Annotated in this window: 18 protein-coding genes and 1 pseudogene; 12 read left to right on the top strand and 7 right to left on the bottom strand. The window is 52.0% G+C overall.

From position 1 onward, the window contains the following. The first annotated feature begins 121 nt into the window (after window positions 1-121). From EH198_RS05215 to EH198_RS05205, 3 genes are all read left to right on the top strand, one after another. Window positions 122-790, top strand: coding sequence for a TraX family protein (locus EH198_RS05215; protein WP_124694437.1), 669 nt, complete (start codon window positions 122-124; stop codon window positions 788-790). 103 nt (window positions 791-893) lie between these two features. Continuing rightward, entirely contained in the window at window positions 894-2,402 is a 1,509-nt protein-coding gene (locus EH198_RS05210; RefSeq protein ID WP_185702752.1) for a copper amine oxidase N-terminal domain-containing protein, read from the top strand. A 164-nt stretch (window positions 2,403-2,566) separates the two neighbouring features. After that, the gene (locus EH198_RS05205) at window positions 2,567-3,166 is read left to right on the top strand and encodes a nitroreductase family protein (protein ID WP_124694435.1); all 600 of its coding nucleotides are present in this window, start codon (window positions 2,567-2,569) and stop codon (window positions 3,164-3,166) included. A 236-nt stretch (window positions 3,167-3,402) separates the two neighbouring features. On the opposite strand, the gene EH198_RS05195 is transcribed toward EH198_RS05205, so the two are convergent. Together EH198_RS05195 and EH198_RS05190 are read right to left on the bottom strand one after the other, a co-directional pair. Further along, window positions 3,403-4,503, bottom strand: coding sequence for a peptidylprolyl isomerase (locus EH198_RS05195; protein WP_124694434.1), 1,101 nt, complete (start codon window positions 4,501-4,503; stop codon window positions 3,403-3,405). Between the two features lie 193 nt (window positions 4,504-4,696). Further along, a complete protein-coding gene (locus tag EH198_RS05190; protein ID WP_124694433.1) occupies window positions 4,697-5,035 on the bottom strand; it encodes a hypothetical protein in 339 nt (112 codons plus the stop codon). A 177-nt stretch (window positions 5,036-5,212) separates the two neighbouring features. Between EH198_RS05190 and EH198_RS05185 the strand changes: the two genes are divergently transcribed. Then, window positions 5,213-6,313: a lactonase family protein gene (locus EH198_RS05185; protein WP_124694432.1), complete on the top strand. Its 1,101-nt coding sequence runs from the start codon at window positions 5,213-5,215 to the stop codon at window positions 6,311-6,313. Window positions 6,314-6,405: 92 nt separating this feature from the next. Here EH198_RS05185 and EH198_RS05180 read toward each other — a convergent pair whose 3' ends face one another. After that, on the bottom strand, window positions 6,406-6,627 hold the full coding sequence (locus EH198_RS05180) for an RNA chaperone Hfq (protein WP_124694431.1): 222 nt from the start codon (window positions 6,625-6,627) through the stop codon (window positions 6,406-6,408). Window positions 6,628-6,739: 112 nt separating this feature from the next. Here EH198_RS05180 and EH198_RS05175 point away from each other — a divergent pair, with 112 nt between their 5' ends. Next, window positions 6,740-7,387 (top strand): phosphatase PAP2 family protein, encoded by a 648-nt coding sequence (locus EH198_RS05175; RefSeq protein ID WP_246014099.1) that lies wholly within the window; start codon window positions 6,740-6,742, stop codon window positions 7,385-7,387. 68 nt (window positions 7,388-7,455) lie between these two features. Here the strand turns inward: EH198_RS05175 and EH198_RS05170 are convergent, their stop codons facing one another. Continuing rightward, complete coding sequence (locus tag EH198_RS05170; protein WP_124694430.1) at window positions 7,456-7,965, bottom strand: hypothetical protein; 510 nt, start codon at window positions 7,963-7,965, stop codon at window positions 7,456-7,458. A 175-nt stretch (window positions 7,966-8,140) separates the two neighbouring features. Between EH198_RS05170 and EH198_RS05165 the strand changes: the two genes are divergently transcribed. The 3 genes from EH198_RS05165 to bcbE all read left to right on the top strand — a co-directional run bounded on the left by EH198_RS05165 (window position 8,141) and on the right by bcbE (window position 13,304). Then, window positions 8,141-9,169, top strand: coding sequence for an FUSC family protein (locus EH198_RS05165; RefSeq protein WP_124694429.1), 1,029 nt, complete (start codon window positions 8,141-8,143; stop codon window positions 9,167-9,169). A gap of 362 nt (window positions 9,170-9,531) precedes the next feature. Then, the gene (gene helD, locus EH198_RS05160) at window positions 9,532-11,880 is read left to right on the top strand and encodes an RNA polymerase recycling motor HelD (protein ID WP_124694428.1); all 2,349 of its coding nucleotides are present in this window, start codon (window positions 9,532-9,534) and stop codon (window positions 11,878-11,880) included. A gap of 125 nt (window positions 11,881-12,005) precedes the next feature. After that, complete coding sequence (bcbE, locus tag EH198_RS05155) at window positions 12,006-13,304, top strand: bacillibactin exporter BcbE (protein ID WP_124694427.1); 1,299 nt, start codon at window positions 12,006-12,008, stop codon at window positions 13,302-13,304. Here the strand turns inward: bcbE and EH198_RS05150 are convergent. Both EH198_RS05150 and fsa read right to left on the bottom strand, forming a co-directional pair. After that, entirely contained in the window at window positions 13,301-13,744 is a 444-nt protein-coding gene (locus tag EH198_RS05150) for a MarR family winged helix-turn-helix transcriptional regulator (RefSeq protein ID WP_124694426.1), read from the bottom strand. The two genes, bcbE and EH198_RS05150, sit on opposite strands and share 4 nt — an antisense overlap. A 127-nt stretch (window positions 13,745-13,871) precedes the next feature. Further along, window positions 13,872-14,534 carry a fructose-6-phosphate aldolase gene (gene fsa, locus EH198_RS05145; protein WP_124694425.1) on the bottom strand — a complete coding sequence of 221 codons (663 nt, stop codon included), beginning with the start codon at window positions 14,532-14,534 and terminating at the stop codon, window positions 13,872-13,874. A gap of 218 nt (window positions 14,535-14,752) precedes the next feature. On the opposite strand from fsa, the gene EH198_RS05140 reads away from it, so the two are divergent. The 4 genes and pseudogenes from EH198_RS05140 to EH198_RS24845 all read left to right on the top strand — a co-directional run bounded on the left by EH198_RS05140 (window position 14,753) and on the right by EH198_RS24845 (window position 17,150). Beyond that, the gene (locus EH198_RS05140; protein ID WP_124694424.1) at window positions 14,753-15,505 is read left to right on the top strand and encodes a metallophosphoesterase family protein; all 753 of its coding nucleotides are present in this window, start codon (window positions 14,753-14,755) and stop codon (window positions 15,503-15,505) included. A gap of 113 nt (window positions 15,506-15,618) precedes the next feature. Further along, window positions 15,619-16,068, top strand: a complete 450-nt coding sequence (locus EH198_RS05135; protein WP_124694423.1) for a hypothetical protein — start codon at window positions 15,619-15,621, stop codon at window positions 16,066-16,068. Then, window positions 16,065-16,604 (top strand): annotated as a pseudogene (locus EH198_RS24850) (macro domain-containing protein); the annotation flags it as partial. The gene EH198_RS05135 and the pseudogene EH198_RS24850, both read left to right, overlap by 4 nt. Window positions 16,605-16,610: 6 nt before the next feature. Next, window positions 16,611-17,150: a GNAT family N-acetyltransferase gene (locus EH198_RS24845; protein ID WP_221621485.1), complete on the top strand. Its 540-nt coding sequence runs from the start codon at window positions 16,611-16,613 to the stop codon at window positions 17,148-17,150. Between the two features lie 9 nt (window positions 17,151-17,159). Here EH198_RS24845 and EH198_RS05125 read toward each other — a convergent pair whose 3' ends face one another. Beyond that, a complete protein-coding gene (locus tag EH198_RS05125; RefSeq protein ID WP_124694421.1) occupies window positions 17,160-17,357 on the bottom strand; it encodes a hypothetical protein in 198 nt (65 codons plus the stop codon). Window positions 17,358-17,424: the final 67 nt, after the last annotated feature.

Raw genomic sequence — 17,424 nt, 5'->3', positions numbered from 1 at the left:
CGGATCGCTTTTTGCTTATATGAGCGGTACCGGATTGCTGAACGGTGGACAGGGCCGGAAAAGCCATGGATAATAAGAGGCAATATCCCGATTCTTTACATAGACCTACAGGAGGACTCAAATGCAGTTTATTGCCATGCTTACCATGTTGATCGATCACATCGGATATATCTTTTTTCCTCAGGACTTGGAATGGAGGTATATTGGGAGGATTGCGTTCCCTATTTATTGTTATGCGCTTGTCCAGGGCCATCTCCAAACCTCTTCAAAGCCCCGATATTTGCTGCGTCTGCTGGCAATCGCCGTGATAGCGCAAATTCCTTACAATCTGGCGCTCGACCCGGGAGGGCTGAATGTCGTCTTCACTCTGCTGCTTTCCGAACTTGTGCTGATTGCGGTGGACAGGCTGCCCAAGCCATGGCTGGGCATAGCGGTTGTCGTTCCGGCCATATGGGTGATGGACTATTTTCCCCTTGATTATAATGCGTACGGGCTGCTTCTGGTGCTGATCTTCCGCTATATCCGTTCGTACGGGCTTGTCATTGCTCATTTGACGCTAAATATTATATATATGTTCTATTACGGCTGGATCGTCCAAATGCTGAGTCTGCTGCCGACTCTGATGATCGCTTACGGACCCTCGGTATGGGAGCAACTGCGGAAACGTCGGGTTCCGAGATGGGTCTGGTGGTCTTTTTATCCGGGACATCTGGCGCTTCTTGCCGTAATACGAATACAGCATTTTGGATATTTGCCGGAGATCGAGTGGTTAAACAGGCTCTCTTTGTGAATAAGCCCCCGGAAGAATGGTTAAAGGTCTCTCTCGGTTTACAGAATATCCCTTTCCTGAGATAATAGCGTTGAATGCCAATACAATAGAGAAGAGGGATTCAATGGAACATGTGAAAAAAAGAGCGAGATGGCTGCTTCCTATCTTGGCGCTGCTGCTGGTGCTTGCGGGTTGTCAGGCGGTAAGCGGTTATGATGTGAACAAGGCGCTGCTAGGCAATCTTGACGTGAAATCGGCTGAGGAAAGCGTGTCTTTCTCTCTGAATGCCGTTCCCGCTTCGGGAATCAGCGCCGAGGATCAGAAAACCATCGATCTTATCAATTCTTTAACCTTGAATGTAAGCCATCTGAAGCTTCAGGACAACGGAGACATTTCAGCAGAAGGGACGCTGGGCTTCAAGCAGGCAAGCATACCGTTCGCCTTCTACATGAACAAGACGGTGCTGGCCTTGAATGTCGAAGGCGCCAAGAAGCCGTTCTACTTCCCGCTGCAGGGTTACGATCAAGAGCTGTCCGCGGTTGGGCTCGATAAGGACAAGGCCGAAAGCGTCGGCAAGCTGGTGAGCCAGTTTGTCGTCAAGAACCTTCCGAACCCGTCGGCAATCAGTGTGACTCCTGTTAATGAAGCTGTTTATGGGGAGCAGTTGAACCTGATGAAGCTGCATGCCGAAGTGACAGGGGATGAGCTTCCGTCGCTGCTCAAAGCCTTTCTAAAGTCGATCTCCAAGGATACCGAGGGCTTTACCCAATTGATCGACGGTTTGTACGATTACTTGCTGCCGGTGCTGAAGCAGGAATCGACGTCGGCTTTGCTGGAACAGTATGGCCTTTCCGATATTCCGCTGGATAACAAAGAAGATGTCGTACCTGTTCTGCATGATGCGGCCAAACTGGCAGTCGATGCGGCTCTTCTGGTGTATGACAAACAGCTGGATAAGCTGTACCAATCGACCCCGGAAATCAAAACCGTTCTGAGTAAGGATACGAAGCTTCAAGTCGATTTGTTCGTGGACAGCGCGCTGCATGTCCGCAAACAGAACGTGAGTCTCAACGTGGCCCTGCCGAATGACGGAAGCATTCCGATCCGGAGTATATCCTTTAAATCAGAGTCACAGATTTGGAACATCAACGGACCGGTCAAAGCCGACCCGATTGCTGTGGACGGCGCTCTTAACATCACGGAGATGCGGTTTACACCCGGCTCCATATTGAGCAATTTTGACGCCAGTTCAACGGTTTACCGTGTGCTCAAGGACGATCTCGGCATTACAAAAAAATCGGCTGTCATCGATCCTAAATTGTACGATACCGTAGTCAAAGGGAAAACGACGATGATTCCCCTCCGTTACTTGGCCGGCCTGTTGGATGCCCAGGTGAAATGGGACGCGGCATCCAAGAAGATTACCGTTATCGATGATGTCTACGGAACCACGATTGTACTGAAGGCGGGTTCCGCGAATGCCGTTATCGACGGTACGAAGGTTAAGCTGCCTGAGCCGGTCATCTTTGACAAATACGGCAGAGGCTATGTGCCACTGCGTATTGTAGCCGAGGCTCTTCACGCCGAAGTGAAGGTGGACGATGAAGGCCTGATTTACATTACCCGCGATTAACCTTTACCGCTGCAGTCAAGCCCAGCCGCTTATTTAACGCAAATGCGTTGAAGCGGCTGGGCTTTTTCTATGGATAAAAATTTAATGGAAGAGTTGAAAATTCCGAAAAAATGTATTAAGATATAAAAAAGTAAGAAACTAAATAAATAGGAGGTAATAATAATATGTCCAATGATTACTTTGATGCAGTGAAAAAAAGACGCTCGGTATACGCAATTAGCAAAGAGCTGCCGGTGCCGCAGGGTCAAGTACAGGAAATCGTGGAGCAGGCTGTTCTGCACAGCCCGACTTCTTTTAACTCCCAAAGCTCCAGAGCCGTTGTTCTGTTCGGAGAACAGCATGATAAACTGTGGGATCTGACATCTGAAACGCTTCGTAAAATCGTGGCTGCCGATCAGTTCGAAGGCACCGCCCAAAAGATGGCAGCCTTTAAAGCCGGCGCGGGTACGGTTCTCTTTTTTGAAGATCAAGCCGTCGTCAAGCACCTGCAGGAGAATTTCGCATTGTATGCGGATAATTTCCCGATCTGGTCCAACCAATCTTCCGGTATGCTACAGCACGTAGTGTGGACTGCTCTGGCAGAAGCCGGCGTAGGGGCTTCCCTTCAGCACTACAACCCGCTGATCGACGAAGAAGTGAAGTCGACTTGGGGACTGCCTGCCGAGTGGAAACTGATCGCTCAAATGCCGTTCGGCGGCATCGTGACCGCTCCTGGCGAGAAAGAATTCGAACCGATCGACAAGCGCGTAAAAGTATTTAAATAAGGCTGTTTCATCTCTTCCGGAATGGCTAAGAAGTTGTAAAGCCCTTGTGAAGGAAGAAGGGCGGGCGATTTCAATCGCCACCGCGCAGGCCAAGGAGTGGGGAGAGAACCACGACAAGAAGATCCGGAAAGAGAAACATTGATTAAAGCGCTCCCACGAGTTGTTTTTTACACTGTTTATTACGCAAAAAAGAACAAGCTACAGAGTCGCTTGTCCTTTTTGTGTAATAGGCTTGCTTATTTGGCAGCGGCGCTTGGACTTGCTTCGGGCGCTGCGGAGGCTCCCGGCGCTGCAGAGGCTTCCGCCTTCTTGGCATCGGTCAGCGTGTTCGTAATCTTCGCTCCGGAAGTCAAAGTTTGCAGCCAAGTGGAGGACATCTCGGAAACTTTTTGTGAAACCAGCGTCTTGCGGATTTCTTCCTTCGAGTTCTCCAGCGTTGGAGTAACGGCATCTTTGTGTTCCGTTACTTTGATAATATGGTAGCCATACTCGCTCTTGACCGGATCGCTTGTTTCGCCGACCTTCATCTTGAAGGCTGCGTCGGAGAATGCGGCAACCATGTCGCCGCGCTTGAAGAATCCAAGATCGCCGCCTTTGTCCTTGGAGCCGGTATCTCCCGATTTCTCTTTGGCCAAAGCCGCGAAGTCTGCGCCGGATTTAAGCTGCTTGACAATCGCATCGGCTTCCTCTTTCGTCTTCACGAGGATATGGGAAGCGCGGACTTCTTCTTCCGAGCCGAGAGTTGCTTTATTTTCATCAAAATACTTTTTGATGTCGTCGTCGGTAACCGTAACTTTAGGCTCCAGCAGCTTGCGGATTTCGACTTGAAGCGGCATTTGCTTCTTCAGATCGTCCAGGGTCATGCCGCTTTGGGAAAGAGCGGAGTTCAGTCCCTCTTCGCCGCCGAACTGCTTCTTGAGATCTTCGATCTCTGTGTTGATATCGGCATCGGTGACCGTGATGTTCGCTTTCTTGGCTTCCTGATCGACAAGCTCCTGGGTGATCATGGATTGAAGCGTAGATTCACCGCCGGCTTGCACCAATTTATCATATAGCTCGTTCTTGGTAATATCGTTGCCGTTTACGGTTGCGACGGCGGATTGTCCGTCGGCCTTCTGGAACGGCGGTCTAATCAATACAATAATAAGCGCAGCCGCCAGTATGATCGAGGCGATCATCCAGCCTTTGCCCCCCTTGGAGGAAGAGGGAACGCCTGCAGGCGGTTCGCCAATCTTGTCCATAACCGGGATTTCCGGATTCGTGTTGTCGACGGCGGCTTTTTCCGCAGCCGTGGTGTTATCCTGGTGTTCGTTCTGGTCCAAATTCTTTTCATCCATTGTAGCAATGACTCCCTTCGTTAATAGGTGTTGCTTTTCTCTCTACCAACTTTACCAGAATACAAAGGTTCAAACCTTAAGAAAGCATAAAAAAACGGATTTTCTTTTTAAGAATGCATTAATATACGGAAAAAGCCGGAAAACACGGTCGCCCGTTGTTCTCCGGCTTCTTGACGGCTATGTGCTGGCTTCCTTAGGATATCCGGCTGCGGAGCAGCTGGCGGATATGCTCCTGCTTCCTTCTCGGAATGCGTATCCGCTTTGCGTAACCGCCTTTTTCACCGAAATAGATGCAGTCATCCTCGATGGAACCAATTTTGTTCAGATTAACATAAACGCCGCCCTGAACATGAAAATAGCTTGACGATTTAAGCAGACGATTCAATTGCTCGGCAGACATTCTTTTTTTAATATTATAGTTTCTGCCGTGAAAGATGACCAGATCATGGTCTCCGACCTTAAAGAACAGAACGTCCGTTTCCACCTCGAAGTCCTCGTATACATTTCTGGCCTCCAGTAGAATGCTGTTCATTCCTGTTCCCCCTTATTCATATTCTTGAATGTTAGCGCTTCCATTATAACATGCTCATTTATCCTTGGAAAGCTTATTTTTAAAATAATTAAGTCCGTATTACTTGCGATTTGTCATAGGCGGAGAAAAAATGTAAATTATAAAAAGCAATGCGATTATAAAGGAGGAATTATCATAATGAATCAAACGTCCACACTTCTAGTATATGTAGGTTCTTATTCGGGAGCCGATGCGAACGGCATTCATGTGTTCCGGTTTGAACCGGAACGGGGAGGCGCTCTAACCTTGCTCGGCGGAGTGAAGGGGATTGCGAATCCGACTTTCGTCAATGTGGACGCGCAGGGACACCGCTTGTATTCCATCGGCGATAAGACGAATGCGGAAGGCGTCAAGGAAGGAGAAGTGGTTGCGTACTCCATTGAACCGGAAGCCGGAACTTTAACGGAGATCAGCCGGACGGACACGATGCCCGCCGAAGGCGCAACGGCGATGAGTACCTGTCATATTTCCAGAGACTCGGACAGCCGATTCGTCGTAGTCTCAAGCTATCACGGCGGCAAGATCGGACTCGTCTCCCTTGACAGTGAAGGCAAGACGGTGCGTCTGACCGATTCCGCAGCACATACGGGGCATGGAGCCCACCCTGATCGCCAGGACCGTCCTCATCCGCATTCGGCTTCGTTTAGTCCGGATGAACGTTTTCTGTTTGTCTGCGATTTGGGAATTGATGTGATCAGGTCATACCGGATTAATGGGGAAAAAGAAACGCTGGAGCTGCACGGAGACACTCCGCTTCATCCGGGGGCGGGTCCGCGTCATTTCACTTTTCATCCGGACGGACGTTCCGCTTATGTCATTAACGAAGTGGATTCCACTATTACTTCCTTTACATATGAGGCTGAGGCGGGCGTGCTTGAAACGGTTGTTACCGTTCCCACGCTTCCGGAAGACTACGCCGGGGAAAATACCTGCGCGGAAATCGCGGTGTCCCCTGACGGACGTTATCTCTACGGGTCAAACCGCGGACATGACAGCATCGTCATCTATGCGGTCGATCCGGCGACGGCCGAACTGACTTTTGTAGAGCATGTGTCCACCCGCGGCGGCCACCCGCGCCATTTTGCGCTGACGCCGGACGGAGATTATCTAATCGTCGCCAACCGGGACTCCAACAACCTGGTGGTCTTTGCAAGGGATGGCGCAAGCGGACAGCTGACCTTTACAGGGAGTGAAGCGCAGGTAGCGAAGCCCGTCTGCGTCAAGCCGGTATTCTTATAGAGACGGAGATCGGAAAGGGCGGCATCAATCAACGAAACGCCAAAAACGCCGGACTGCAAAGACCGGCGTTTCCTGCATGAACTGCTTTTAAATTATCGGAGAGAGACTGGCCTTAACGGCACAATTGTGGATACGGCGGATTTGAACAATACGCTTTGCCTGCCGTCGCTTTGACCCTGCAAAGTTATCGTGTAGGCGTCATACGAAGTCATAATGCCCTGGATTTTCACTCCATTGGTCGTAAAGATCGTCAGCGGAACCTTTGTCTGAACAAACTGGCTCAGCATGCGTTCCTGAAGCTTTTGAATTTCCACTTTGGCAGCACTCCATCTTTTTATGATTGATTACTTAACCAAGTATAGCATGGAAAAGGTATCCTCTGGAAACAAACTCTATCCGTCGGATGTTCATAAGGAGGAAAAGATATTGACTGCTAGGCATTGGTCCAGAGGTTTCAAGCTTTTTCTTCTGTTTGCGGTGATTTTCGGGCTTATTTCCGTCCTGGTCACTTACAACCACACGGCATGGTTTGACGATCGGATTATTCATCTCGTACAGTCTCCCGAATCGCCGGCGCTTACCTCTGCGGCCAAATCTCTATCGCTTGTCGGATCATCCAAAATCGTCATCAGCCTGTCGCTTGTAATTATGGCTGCCCTGTTTCTGTTTCTAAAGCACCGCTTGGAGCTGCTGCTGTTTCTATGGGTGGGCGTTACGTCAAATATCCTGAATTCGATTCTCAAGAATTGGTTTCACAGGGAGCGGCCGAACATCCACCGGATTATCGAAGAACCCGGCTTCAGTTTTCCAAGCGGCCATTCGATGGCCGCCTTTTCGGTATACGGCGTGCTGACCTTTTTGCTGTGGCGCCATTTGCGCTCCGGAAGCGCACGGGTCCTGCTGGTCGTCATCTGCTTCATCCTTACAGCTGCAATTGGCTGGAGCCGGATCTATCTCGGCGTGCATTATCCGAGCGATGTGATCGGCGGGTATGCTGCCAGCTGCGCCTGGCTTATGCTCTCCATCGTCCTGTTCGAAGCTCTCCGCTCCTTCCTGAAGAAGCGAAAGGGATAACGGCGCATCGCATGAAAAAAACCGGACGCCCCTTAAGGGTGTCCGGCGGTGTGAATGAGCGGGAACGGCTATTCGTTGTGATCGACCGGTTTCCGGTACGGGTAATGATGCCGTCCCGAGAACGGTTCCTTTTCGCTGACCCGGGCTTTCAGCATGGCGGGCAGTCCCGACTTAAGCTGTTTGGCCTGCTCCTGCGTGAAGCGCCCCTCGGCGACGCCCTTGTCTATACGGCTGCCGGCTGCGTCCGCGAGCTTTTGCACATATTGCTCTTCCGTCCAGCCTTTTTCCTCCCTGGCAATATCGGCCAGACTTTTGCCGGATTTCAGGCTTTCAGATAGAGCGGAGCAGTCCATGCCGAACAGCTTCGCGCTTTCCATAAAGATGAAATGTCCTCTGCCGTGGCGCTTGGCTTTATGTTCTCCGTTCGACCCGGAGTCCGGGTTGGAAGGGGAAACGGCGGTCCGGCCGTTGTCGGAGACGCCTTCGGCTCCAGCGGTGCCGCTTGCCGAAACGCCGTAAGACAGACCGATCAGAAGGGCTGCGGCCAGCGCCAGCGTTCTTTTGATATACGCGCTCAATAGTTTCACCTCTTTTCCTTGAAAATGAACTGCAGTATCCAGTATTTCCAGAAACCTGAAAGAACGCTGAAAAAAGACTTAAATCCCGTTAAATTTCGCTGCTCCGCCTCATGGGTAATAATAATAAAATTATGTTCGAACAAACTGACAGAAGAAACAAGAGGAGGGATGGACCGTGAATTTTGGCGCCCGCGTACTTAAGACGGGACTGGCGGTAACGCTTGCCCTATATCTCGCCACGCTGCTGAAGTTCTCTTCGCCCACAGGCGCGGGAATTGCGGCCATATTTGCAATGCAGCCGTCCATCTACCGGTCCTGGCGGCACTTTCTGGACCAGATTCAGACCAGTACGGCCGGAGCGGTCATTGCGCTGCTTGGCGGCATGCTGCTGTCCAACCAGCCCATCGCCGTAGGCATTGTCTGCATCCTGGTCATTATGCTCAGCATGAAGATGAACCGCTCGGATACGATCGGCCTGACGCTCGTTACGGTCATATCCGTGATGGAGGGATCGGGAGAGTGGCAGTTTGCGCTTACCCGGTTTCTGGTGCTGATGACGGGGATCGTCTCGGCTTTTGTCATTAACATTTTTGTTTTTCCGCCGAAACCAAGGAAGCAGTATATCAACCAGATCGAGCGTGTCTTTAACAGCCTTTCTCTGCTGATGCGCACCGCCGTCTCGCATGAAATGAAAGAAAGTGTGTTCCGGGACGAGAAGAACGCGCTCGAAGGTTCGATACGCTCGCTGGCGGACAAATACGCCTTGTTCGAAGAGGAACAGAAGCAGCTTCGGAAACCGAAATACAGCCAGACCAGACAGATGGTGGTGTATAAAAATTTGCTTTCCTCTCTGCAAAAAGGCTATGAAGTGCTGGATGCGGTAGACCGGCATTATTTTCAGGCCATGAGGAGCGAGGAGACCGACGTAGTGTTCGACCGCCATCTGGAGCTGCTGATCAAATATCATGAGCATATTTTGCTGAAGTTTCAGGATAAGATTAAACCGGGGATATCGGAGACGGAGCCCCTTGGCGATGACAATGACGGCTTCCTGGAGTCGGTGGTTCAAGGCTATAGACAAGGAAACACGAACCGCCTTAGACTTGCCGTCGTCGCCGGAGCGATCTACGATTATGGTTATCAGCTGGAACGTCTCGACAGAGTCGCCGACCAGATTAACCGGGCATCGGAAGATATGGACTAGCGGGTAGGAAGGAAACAACGCAGCAAAGGAAACAGCCAAGGAATATATTTTCACAAGAAGAAACGGCTGCGCCGTCCTCGCAGGAGGAGGGCATCCGTTTCTCGTAGAAATATAAGACCAAACGATAGGGGCGAAGCTTATAAAGTCTTATATTTAAAAAAAATCCGGCTCCCTTGGGGAACCGGATGTCTTGGTTTATTATGTAAGAGTGTTGATTTCGAGGTTACGGCTTGATAACACAGGTGAAAATTGTTAAAATGAAAAAATGACACAACGATAATAGGTTAAGTAAACACAGCTATTCTATTCAATTATAGCATGCTTTAAGTGTGATGTCAACCTATAAAAGGGGATGAATGGCAGTGTCCATCAATGAAAATGAATGGAAAGATGAGCAGGTCCGAGTAGACCGCATAACCGGTCTTCTGAAAAGCCGTATTCGGGCCCTTTCCGAAGAGCTTGGGCTGCATCGCAGCGATGTGGTGGAGCTGCGCAAAGATTTTTGGGAAGAGGTAACCGTGAATTTCAGCAGTCCCGACGATCTCGGCGAAACCTCAACCAGTCTGCGGCAGCAGGCCCAGGTATTGTCTGAGCGGGAACGCCATCATCTTCAATCCAGCAAAGCGCTGAAAAAATATAAAAAGCTTGTGGTGTCCCCTTACTTCGGACGCATTGATTTCACAGAAACGCCGGATGGAGAATCCGAGCGCATCTATCTCGGCATCGGCTCGCTGATGGAGGACGACGGCACTTTTCTGATTTATGACTGGCGGGCTCCCATTTCCAGTCTGTATTATGACGGAGCGCCGGGGCCAACATCCTTTGAAACTCCCGCAGGCACGGTGAGCGGAGAAATGAGCCTGAAACGGCAGTTTGTTATCGACAATGGAACAATCGAGGTAATGTTCGACACCGGCGTTACAATCGGCGATGAACTGCTTCAACAGGTGCTTAGCCACAGTGCCGACGACCGGATGAAGAGCATCGTGGCTACCATTCAAAAAGAGCAGAACGCAATCATCCGCAACGACCGCAGCCGGATGCTCGTCGTTCAGGGGGCGGCCGGAAGCGGCAAGACATCCGCGGCGCTCCAGCGCGTGGCCTACTTGCTCTACAAGTACCGCGACAGTCTCCAGGCCGACCAGGTTCTCCTGTTCTCCCCCAATCCGCTGTTCAACAGCTATGTATCTACCGTGCTTCCAGAGCTGGGTGAAGATAACATGCAGCAGACGACCTTCCAGATGTATTTGGAGCACCGCCTGGGCCAGGAATTTCAGCTCGAGGATGTATTCAGCCAGACGGAAACGCTGCTGAACAGTCCCGACGGCCCTGAGACGGATGCCAGGAGAGACGGAATTGCCTACAAGTCGTCGGTCGCGTTCCTCGATGCCATCCGCCGCTATGCAACCAGGCTGGAGCGTGAAGGAATGCTCTTTAAGCCTCTTATGTTTCAGGGTCGGGCAATTGTGTGCAAAGAAGAAATGGAGCGTAAATTTTACGGATATGATCCATCCATCAGGCTGGCGAACCGGATCGACCTCATGACAGGCTGGCTGCTGAAGAAAATCGCCGTATTCAGCCATGAGGAGAGGAGCGCGGACTGGGTGGAGGACCAGATCGAGCTGCTGGACTCCGGTGAGTACCACCGCGCCTACCAGATGATGCGGCGCAAGAAGCGGGGCAAGGAGGAAACGTTCGACGATTACGACACGGAGAAGGAGATGCTCGCCCGCTATGTGGTCAGCCAGCGTCTCAAGCCGCTGCGGGGGTGGGTCAAACGCAGCCGCTTTGTAGACGCGAATGGGCTCTATTCCAGGCTGTTCCAGGACAGGGAGCTGCTGGAGATCCTGAGCGAAGGCGCCGCGCTGCCAGCGAGTTGGGACAGCGTCAGCCTTCAGACGCTGGATGCGCTTGCGGCTGGTGAGCTTGCATATGAAGATGCCACGCCGTTCCTTTATTTGAAGGAGCTCAGCCAGGGCTTTCATACCAACACTGGCATTCGTTATGTTTTCGTGGACGAGGTGCAGGATTACTCGCCGTTCCAACTCGAGTTTCTGCGCCGTCTGTTCCCCAGGGCCAAAATGACCGTATTGGGCGATCTCAACCAGGCCATTTATGCCCAGGGAGAGGCGCTTGGTGAATTGGCGGGACTGGAGAGCATCTATGGGAAAGAGAACACGGAAGTCGTATCGCTCACCCGAAGTTACCGTTCCACGTACGAGATTGTCGAGTTTACGCGGTCGATGATTCCCGGCGGAGAAAGGATCGTTCCTTTTAACCGCAGAGGGGAAGAACCGGTGATCCGTGAGGTCTCAGGAAGCGAGGAGCTTTTGTCCAAGGTGGAAGAAGATATCCTGAGCCTGCATGCTCGGGGCTATCACTATGTCGCGGTCATCTGCAAGACAGCCGGGGAGAGCTCAGGGGTTTATGCCGGTCTCAAAGATAAGCTAGCGGTTCAGCTCGTGACTAAGGAGACGACGAATTTCCAGAAGGGGACGCTCGTTCTACCCGCTTATTTGGCCAAAGGGGTCGAATTCGACGCGGTAATCATCTATGACGGTTCCGCGAAAAGCTACGGGAGAGAAAGCGAACGGAAGCTGTTCTACACGGCCTGCACGAGGGCCATGCATGTGCTGCATATTTTTTGCCTCGGTGAACCGAGCCGGTTCATTCCCGTCCAATCGGTGGACACCGGCAGCCGCGTCCAATAAATCCATAATTGCAAAAGGCCGTTCCTGTGACCATTCGGGGACGACTTTTTGTCGTGAATGAATAATCGGCGCAGAACAAACCACAATAAAAGGTGTTGTGAACGAAGAACAAAGGTGGTCCGTACATGAAAGATAAAAAGTGGGATTTGCTGGCATTGGCGTCCATCCCTTTTATCATGACGCTTGGAAATTCCATGCTGCTGCCGGTGCTGCCTCAAATTTCCCGAAAGCTGGCGATCAGCTCCTTTCAGGTAAGTATGATCATAACGGTATACGGTGTTGTCGCGATTGTAATGATTCCCATTGCCGGATATTTTTCCGACCGGTTCGGACGTAAAGTTGTCATTCTTCCAAGCCTTATCATCGCGGCTCTCGGCGGGGGCGTGTCCGCGGCCGCGGCATGGTTAATGGCAGGAACGTCCGCTTACTGGGTGATTCTGGGCGGGCGTTTTTTGCAGGGAATCGGGGCGGCGGGCGCTTTTCCCATCGTTCTGCCTTTTGTCGGCGATATGTTCCGGGATGAAAAGGAGGTCAGCAGAAGTCTTGGCCTGATCGAGACCTCCAACACCTTCGGCAAAGTGCTCAGTCCGATTCTCGGCGCTTATCTGGGAACGCTGCTGTGGTATCTTCCATTTATCGCTATTCCGGCTTTGTGTCTGGTTTCATTTTTGCTGGTTATGTTCCTGGTCAAGAGTCCGAAGAAGAAAGAGCGCGAATCATCGACTGTGAGGCAGTTTCTTTCGGGTATTCGTGATGTGCTGCATGAAAAGGGACGCTGGCTGTATGCCATATTCGCCGTCGGCTGCATCTGTATGTTCGTTACGTTCGGCGTACTGTTCTATCTGTCGGAAACGCTGGAATCTGCTTACAACCTGCACGGTTCGATGAAAGGCCTTGTGCTTGCCATACCGCTCGCGCTGCTCTGCCTGTCCTCGTACGGAGCCGGAAAAATAATAGGCCAAAATAAAAAGCGGATGAAATGGATCGGGTTCGGCGGAATGGCGCTGCTCACGGCATCCATGGTTATTACCGGTTTTTACAGCGGAATCTATTTTATGGTGGGCTTTCTGGGACTTGGCGGAATCGGGATCGGCGCCTCGCTGCCCTGTCTGGACGCCTTGATCACGGAAGGGATTGAAAAAGAAAACCGCGGTACGATCACCTCCTTGTACAGCAGTATGCGGTTTATCGGAGTGTCGCTGGGTCCGCCGGCCGTATCCTTGCTGATGAATGCCGGCCACTGGGCGTTGTTTGGCACTATGGCGGCGGTTGGGGCTGTCGGAGGACTGCTGACCCTGCTTGCCATCAAACCGAGCGAAGGGGAAAAAGGGGGAAAGAAGGGAGTAGAAAACATCTCCCGTTACAAGCCGGAACAAACCGGACCGGACGGGACATTCGGGCGCAGGGGCAGGTCGCCGGTCTAATCTTCGTATATATTGCCGGTATTGCGGCAGATTGTTTTCAGAATAAGGCGAAGCTCCTCGATCTGTGACGGAGACAGGCCGGCAAAGGCGGAATCAAGGTTTTGCTGCTCAAGGGCCCGGGTAGAGTCGATCAGCGCTTTCCCTTCTGCGGTAGCGTTCAAAAGATAGGCTCTGCGGTCGATATCGGAGACCGTCTTTGTGATAAGGCCTTTCTTACCCAGCAGCTCGACGATACGGGCGGTGGTGGGCTGGTCTTTGTCAACGGAAGCGGCAACCGCCTTCTGGTTGACGTTGTCATGGCTTGCTATTGTATAAAGGACTGTCCACTGTTCCGGAGTAATATCAAAGGGTTTCAGGGCACGGGAGAAAATAATGGAGATCCGCCGGTATGCGGAACCGAGCAGAAAGCCTGGAGAGTGCTGCAGATTGGGCAGGGTCATCGTTGTTCTCCTTTACGTATTCGTTTGTACATTTACATGGTATGACAATTATTTTGGGAATACAAGCAAGCCGATAAAAAAGCTCTTGCCCGTCTGCCGGGCAAGAGCTTTTTGCAATGGCTCAGGATTATTGCGGCTGCTTGGCAACCTGAGGAACCGTCGCCCAGTCTTTGAGGAAGCGTTCAATCCCGTTGTCGGTCAGCGGATGCTTCCACAGCGACGGCAGCAGAGAACCCGGAATCGTCGCAATGTGCGATCCGGCGATGGCGGCCTGCTCAACGTGGGCGATATTCCGAATGCTGGCGGCAATGATTTCGGAGGAAAGACCATAGTTGGTAAGAATCGTCTTCAGGTCTTTGATCAGCTTCATGCCGTCCACCCCGATGTCATCGAGACGGCCGACGAACGGGCTGATATAGGTCGCGCCGGCCTTGGCGGCCATGAGGCCCTGGGCGGCGGAGAAGATCAGGGTGACGTTCGTTTTGATGCCTTTTTTCGTCAGTTCATAGCAGGCTTCCAGGCCGTCTTCCGTCATAGGCAGCTTGATTACGACATTGGAACCCCATTCAGCGATTTCGTAAGCCTCTTCAAGCATTTCCGCGGCTTTCAGACCGATCACTTCGGCGCTGACAGGCCCGGGAACGATTTCAACAATCTCTTTGATAACATCTTTAAAAAGTCTACCTTCTTTGGCGATCAGCGATGGATTCGTCGTCACGCCATCTACCAATCCAAGGCGTGTAATCCGCTTTATTTCTTCAATATTTCCGGTATCCAAGAAAAATTTCATTCCTGTATCCTCCTCTGGTTTCCAGATAGATTATAAAGCTATAGTGATAACTACATTATGGGTCATTGTGAGAAAAGATTCAACTGTTATTTTGATTATCTCAAAATAACTATTATATTATGTGCATCGCTTTCATTTTGTTTCTCCCTTATTGCGGATTGGCGGCTTCCTTGTCCGGGTATGAATTAATAAGTAAATACGACGGGCAGGTGATTGAAATGGAGAGAATTGCGATTATTTCCGACATCCATGGCAATATGCCCGCGTTAAGGGCGGTTCTTAAGGACATTGCGGGGAGGGGGATTACCAGAATTCAGTGTTTGGGCGATATGGTAGGCAAAGGTCCGGAACCCGCGGAAGCGCTTGATCTTGTCCGCGAGTCGTGCGAATCGGTTGTCATAGGCAATTGGGAATCGATGGTGATCGACGAAGAGAACGTCGAAGGGGATCCGGCCGCACGCTGGCACCGGGACCGGCTTGGCGGCGCCCGGCTGAATTATATCCGCAGCCTGCCCTTTGGGCTGGAGTGGGAGATGAGCGGCAGGAAGGTAAGGCTCTTCCATGCTTCTCCCGAAAGCGTGTACGTGCGCGTGCAGCCGTGGGCTTCGGAGAAGGAAAGGCTCGGCCTGTTCCTCAATACGGAGGCGACCGCTGGCTCGGGCGCTTCCGGCAAGCCGGACATAGTAGGCTATGGAGACATACATCACGCTTATCTCCAGTATCTGCACCGCCGCATGCTGTTCAACGCGGGCAGCGTGGGAACGCCTAGGGATGAACCGACGGCATGCTTCTGCATTATGGAGGGGGTATGGCAGGGAAAGAACCCCGCGCCTTTGTCCATTCAATTTATACGGGTGCCTTACAACATCGAAGAGGCGGCCGCTATAGCGCGAAAGAAAGCGGAGCAGGAAGGAATGCCCGGCCTTGATGTCTTTCTGCGCCAGCTTACGACGATGCGTCCCGGCAAATAGAACTTCCTTCGGCAGAAAATATCGGCAGATTGCACAAAGGGCATTTTCGCCCGGGCCTGCCCGTGATAAGATAAACTCGGCATGTCGATTTCCGTGACAAGGCGGGGAAGAGGATGATCTACGCGGTTCTGGCATTGGCGCTCTTTCTGATGATATTGGCAGGTATTATCGCCTCGGCAAACAGCAGACTGCTTCGCGGACGCGAACGGCACCCGGCCGCGAAGCCGGGTGCCGTGGCTTATTCGGTAGTCGGCGCTTCCGTTTGTCCAGACAATTTAACTGAGCCTGTTCCTTTGTTTCGGATTTGGTCCGGTTATGAAACTGCGGTTGAAGGCGGAACTGGTAACGAAGCAGGGGAGATGCACTCTTTGGTCAGAACGGCCGTAGGCAAAGGCGAAATGACATTGGAGCATGCGATAGACTGGATGCTGCGGAGAATGGCGGATTTGGCCGCCGGAGGCAGCTTGCTGTACAAATCGTACGTAGAGAATACGGTTCATGAAGACGAAAGGACGGCGATTCTGGAGCTGGAACAGTCAGCAGAGGAAGGAGCGAGGGCATGAAGGTTACACTAAATCAGACCGTGATATCGGCGGAGCAGGGAGACATTACATCTTGGAGCGGCGATTGCATCGTAAACGCCGCCAATACCGGACTGTTTGGCGGTGGAGGAGTAGACGGGGCGATTCACCGCGCCGGAGGGCCCAAGATTGCCGAAGAATGCGCTTTGATTCGCAGCAGGCAGGGCGGCTGTCTTCCGGGTGAAGCGGTCGCCACGGGTGCAGGCAATCTGCCGTTTCGGGCCGTCATTCATACGGTGGGACCGATTTGGAAAGGCGGCACGGCGGGCGAAGCCGATATACTGGCGAAATGCTATATTAACAGCCTGGCGTTGGCTGCTGCCATAAGCGCGCGCAGCGTCGCTTTTCCGAACATCTCGACGGGCATCTACGGATTTCCGAAGCCGCTGGCTTGCAGCGTCGCTTTGAATGCGGTTGCGGAATACGTCAGTCGGCTGGAGCAGGAAGACGGCTTCCCGGAAAGAATCGATTTTATTTGCTATGAAGACGATAACGCAAGGTTGTACCAAGAAGCGCTGACAAATATGGGCAAATCCGTTAGCGAATTACGATCAAGACCCCTTGAGGAAAGGAATAGGAAAGTGAGCAATTCCAATGTGGAATATGTGGTTGTGGATTCCGGGAATTCCGACCTGCGGCGCCTGATCGCCAAGCTTGATGAAGAGCTTCTGGAACGGTATCCGCAGGAGCGGATTTACGGAGTCGATTTCGATCATCCCGACGTGCGCAAGATCATCTTTGTAATCGCCCGTCACCGGGGGGATGCGCTCGGCTGCGGAGGAATCCGTCCCTTAACGGAGAACGGCGCCGAGCAGCCAACGGCTGAACTGAAGCGGTTCTTCGTGGACCGAGGGAGCCGCAAGATGGGTATTGCTTCAGGCATGCTGAAGTACCTGGAAGACCAGGCGCGCGGGCGCGGATTCCGCGAGATGAGGCTGGAGACGGGCGGAGAGCAGCCGGAAGCGATAGCGCTCTATATGAAGCATGGCTACCGGCCGATTGAACGTTTCGGCATTTATACGGATAATCCGCAATGTCTCTGCTATGGCAAAAGCCTGGACTGATGATGGCCGTCAGGCGTGATATTTGCCGACCGGCTCGTTCAGCACCCATTCCAGTATGATGATCATGTCGTCCAACCGGGCAAGCTGCGACGCAAGAGCCGGGCGGCCCGGATCGTCTTCCGGTAATGGGGCGAGGCGCGTTTCCAAAGACCTGCGCTGGAGAGTCATCTCGTTGATTTTGGATTTGATCTGATTTTCGGTTCTCATCCGAAAGTCCTCCTGAAAGAAATGAAATTGGGAAATACTGAATACTAGACTATTATAACGGCAAATA

It is taken from the genome of Paenibacillus rhizophilus, from assembly GCF_003854965.1.
GTDB classification, from domain to species: Bacteria; Bacillota; Bacilli; order Paenibacillales; family Paenibacillaceae; genus Paenibacillus_AQ; species Paenibacillus_AQ rhizophilus.
The sequence above is the reverse complement of the archived record's forward strand: the minus strand, read 5'-3'. Positions and strand labels throughout refer to the sequence as shown.

Bases quoted from the DNA above. Each gene is read 5' to 3' on its own strand.
- bcbE (WP_124694427.1), top strand. From the start codon at position 12,006: ATGAAAGATAAAAAGTGGGATTTGCTGGCATTGGCGTCCATCCCTTTT.
- EH198_RS24845 (WP_221621485.1), top strand. From the start codon at position 16,611: ATGGGCAAATCCGTTAGCGAATTACGATCAAGACCCCTTGAGGAAAGG.
- EH198_RS05190 (WP_124694433.1), bottom strand. From the start codon at position 5,035: ATGAACAGCATTCTACTGGAGGCCAGAAATGTATACGAGGACTTCGAG.
- EH198_RS05150 (WP_124694426.1), bottom strand. From the start codon at position 13,744: ATGACCCTGCCCAATCTGCAGCACTCTCCAGGCTTTCTGCTCGGTTCC.
- EH198_RS05210 (WP_185702752.1), top strand. From the start codon at position 894: ATGGAACATGTGAAAAAAAGAGCGAGATGGCTGCTTCCTATCTTGGCG.
- EH198_RS05135 (WP_124694423.1), top strand. From the start codon at position 15,619: ATGATCTACGCGGTTCTGGCATTGGCGCTCTTTCTGATGATATTGGCA.
- EH198_RS05185 (WP_124694432.1), top strand. From the start codon at position 5,213: ATGAATCAAACGTCCACACTTCTAGTATATGTAGGTTCTTATTCGGGA.
- EH198_RS05125 (WP_124694421.1), bottom strand. From the start codon at position 17,357: ATGAGAACCGAAAATCAGATCAAATCCAAAATCAACGAGATGACTCTC.
- fsa (WP_124694425.1), bottom strand. From the start codon at position 14,534: ATGAAATTTTTCTTGGATACCGGAAATATTGAAGAAATAAAGCGGATT.
- EH198_RS05215 (WP_124694437.1), top strand. From the start codon at position 122: ATGCAGTTTATTGCCATGCTTACCATGTTGATCGATCACATCGGATAT.
- EH198_RS05205 (WP_124694435.1), top strand. From the start codon at position 2,567: ATGTCCAATGATTACTTTGATGCAGTGAAAAAAAGACGCTCGGTATAC.
- EH198_RS05140 (WP_124694424.1), top strand. From the start codon at position 14,753: ATGGAGAGAATTGCGATTATTTCCGACATCCATGGCAATATGCCCGCG.
- EH198_RS05195 (WP_124694434.1), bottom strand. From the start codon at position 4,503: ATGGATGAAAAGAATTTGGACCAGAACGAACACCAGGATAACACCACG.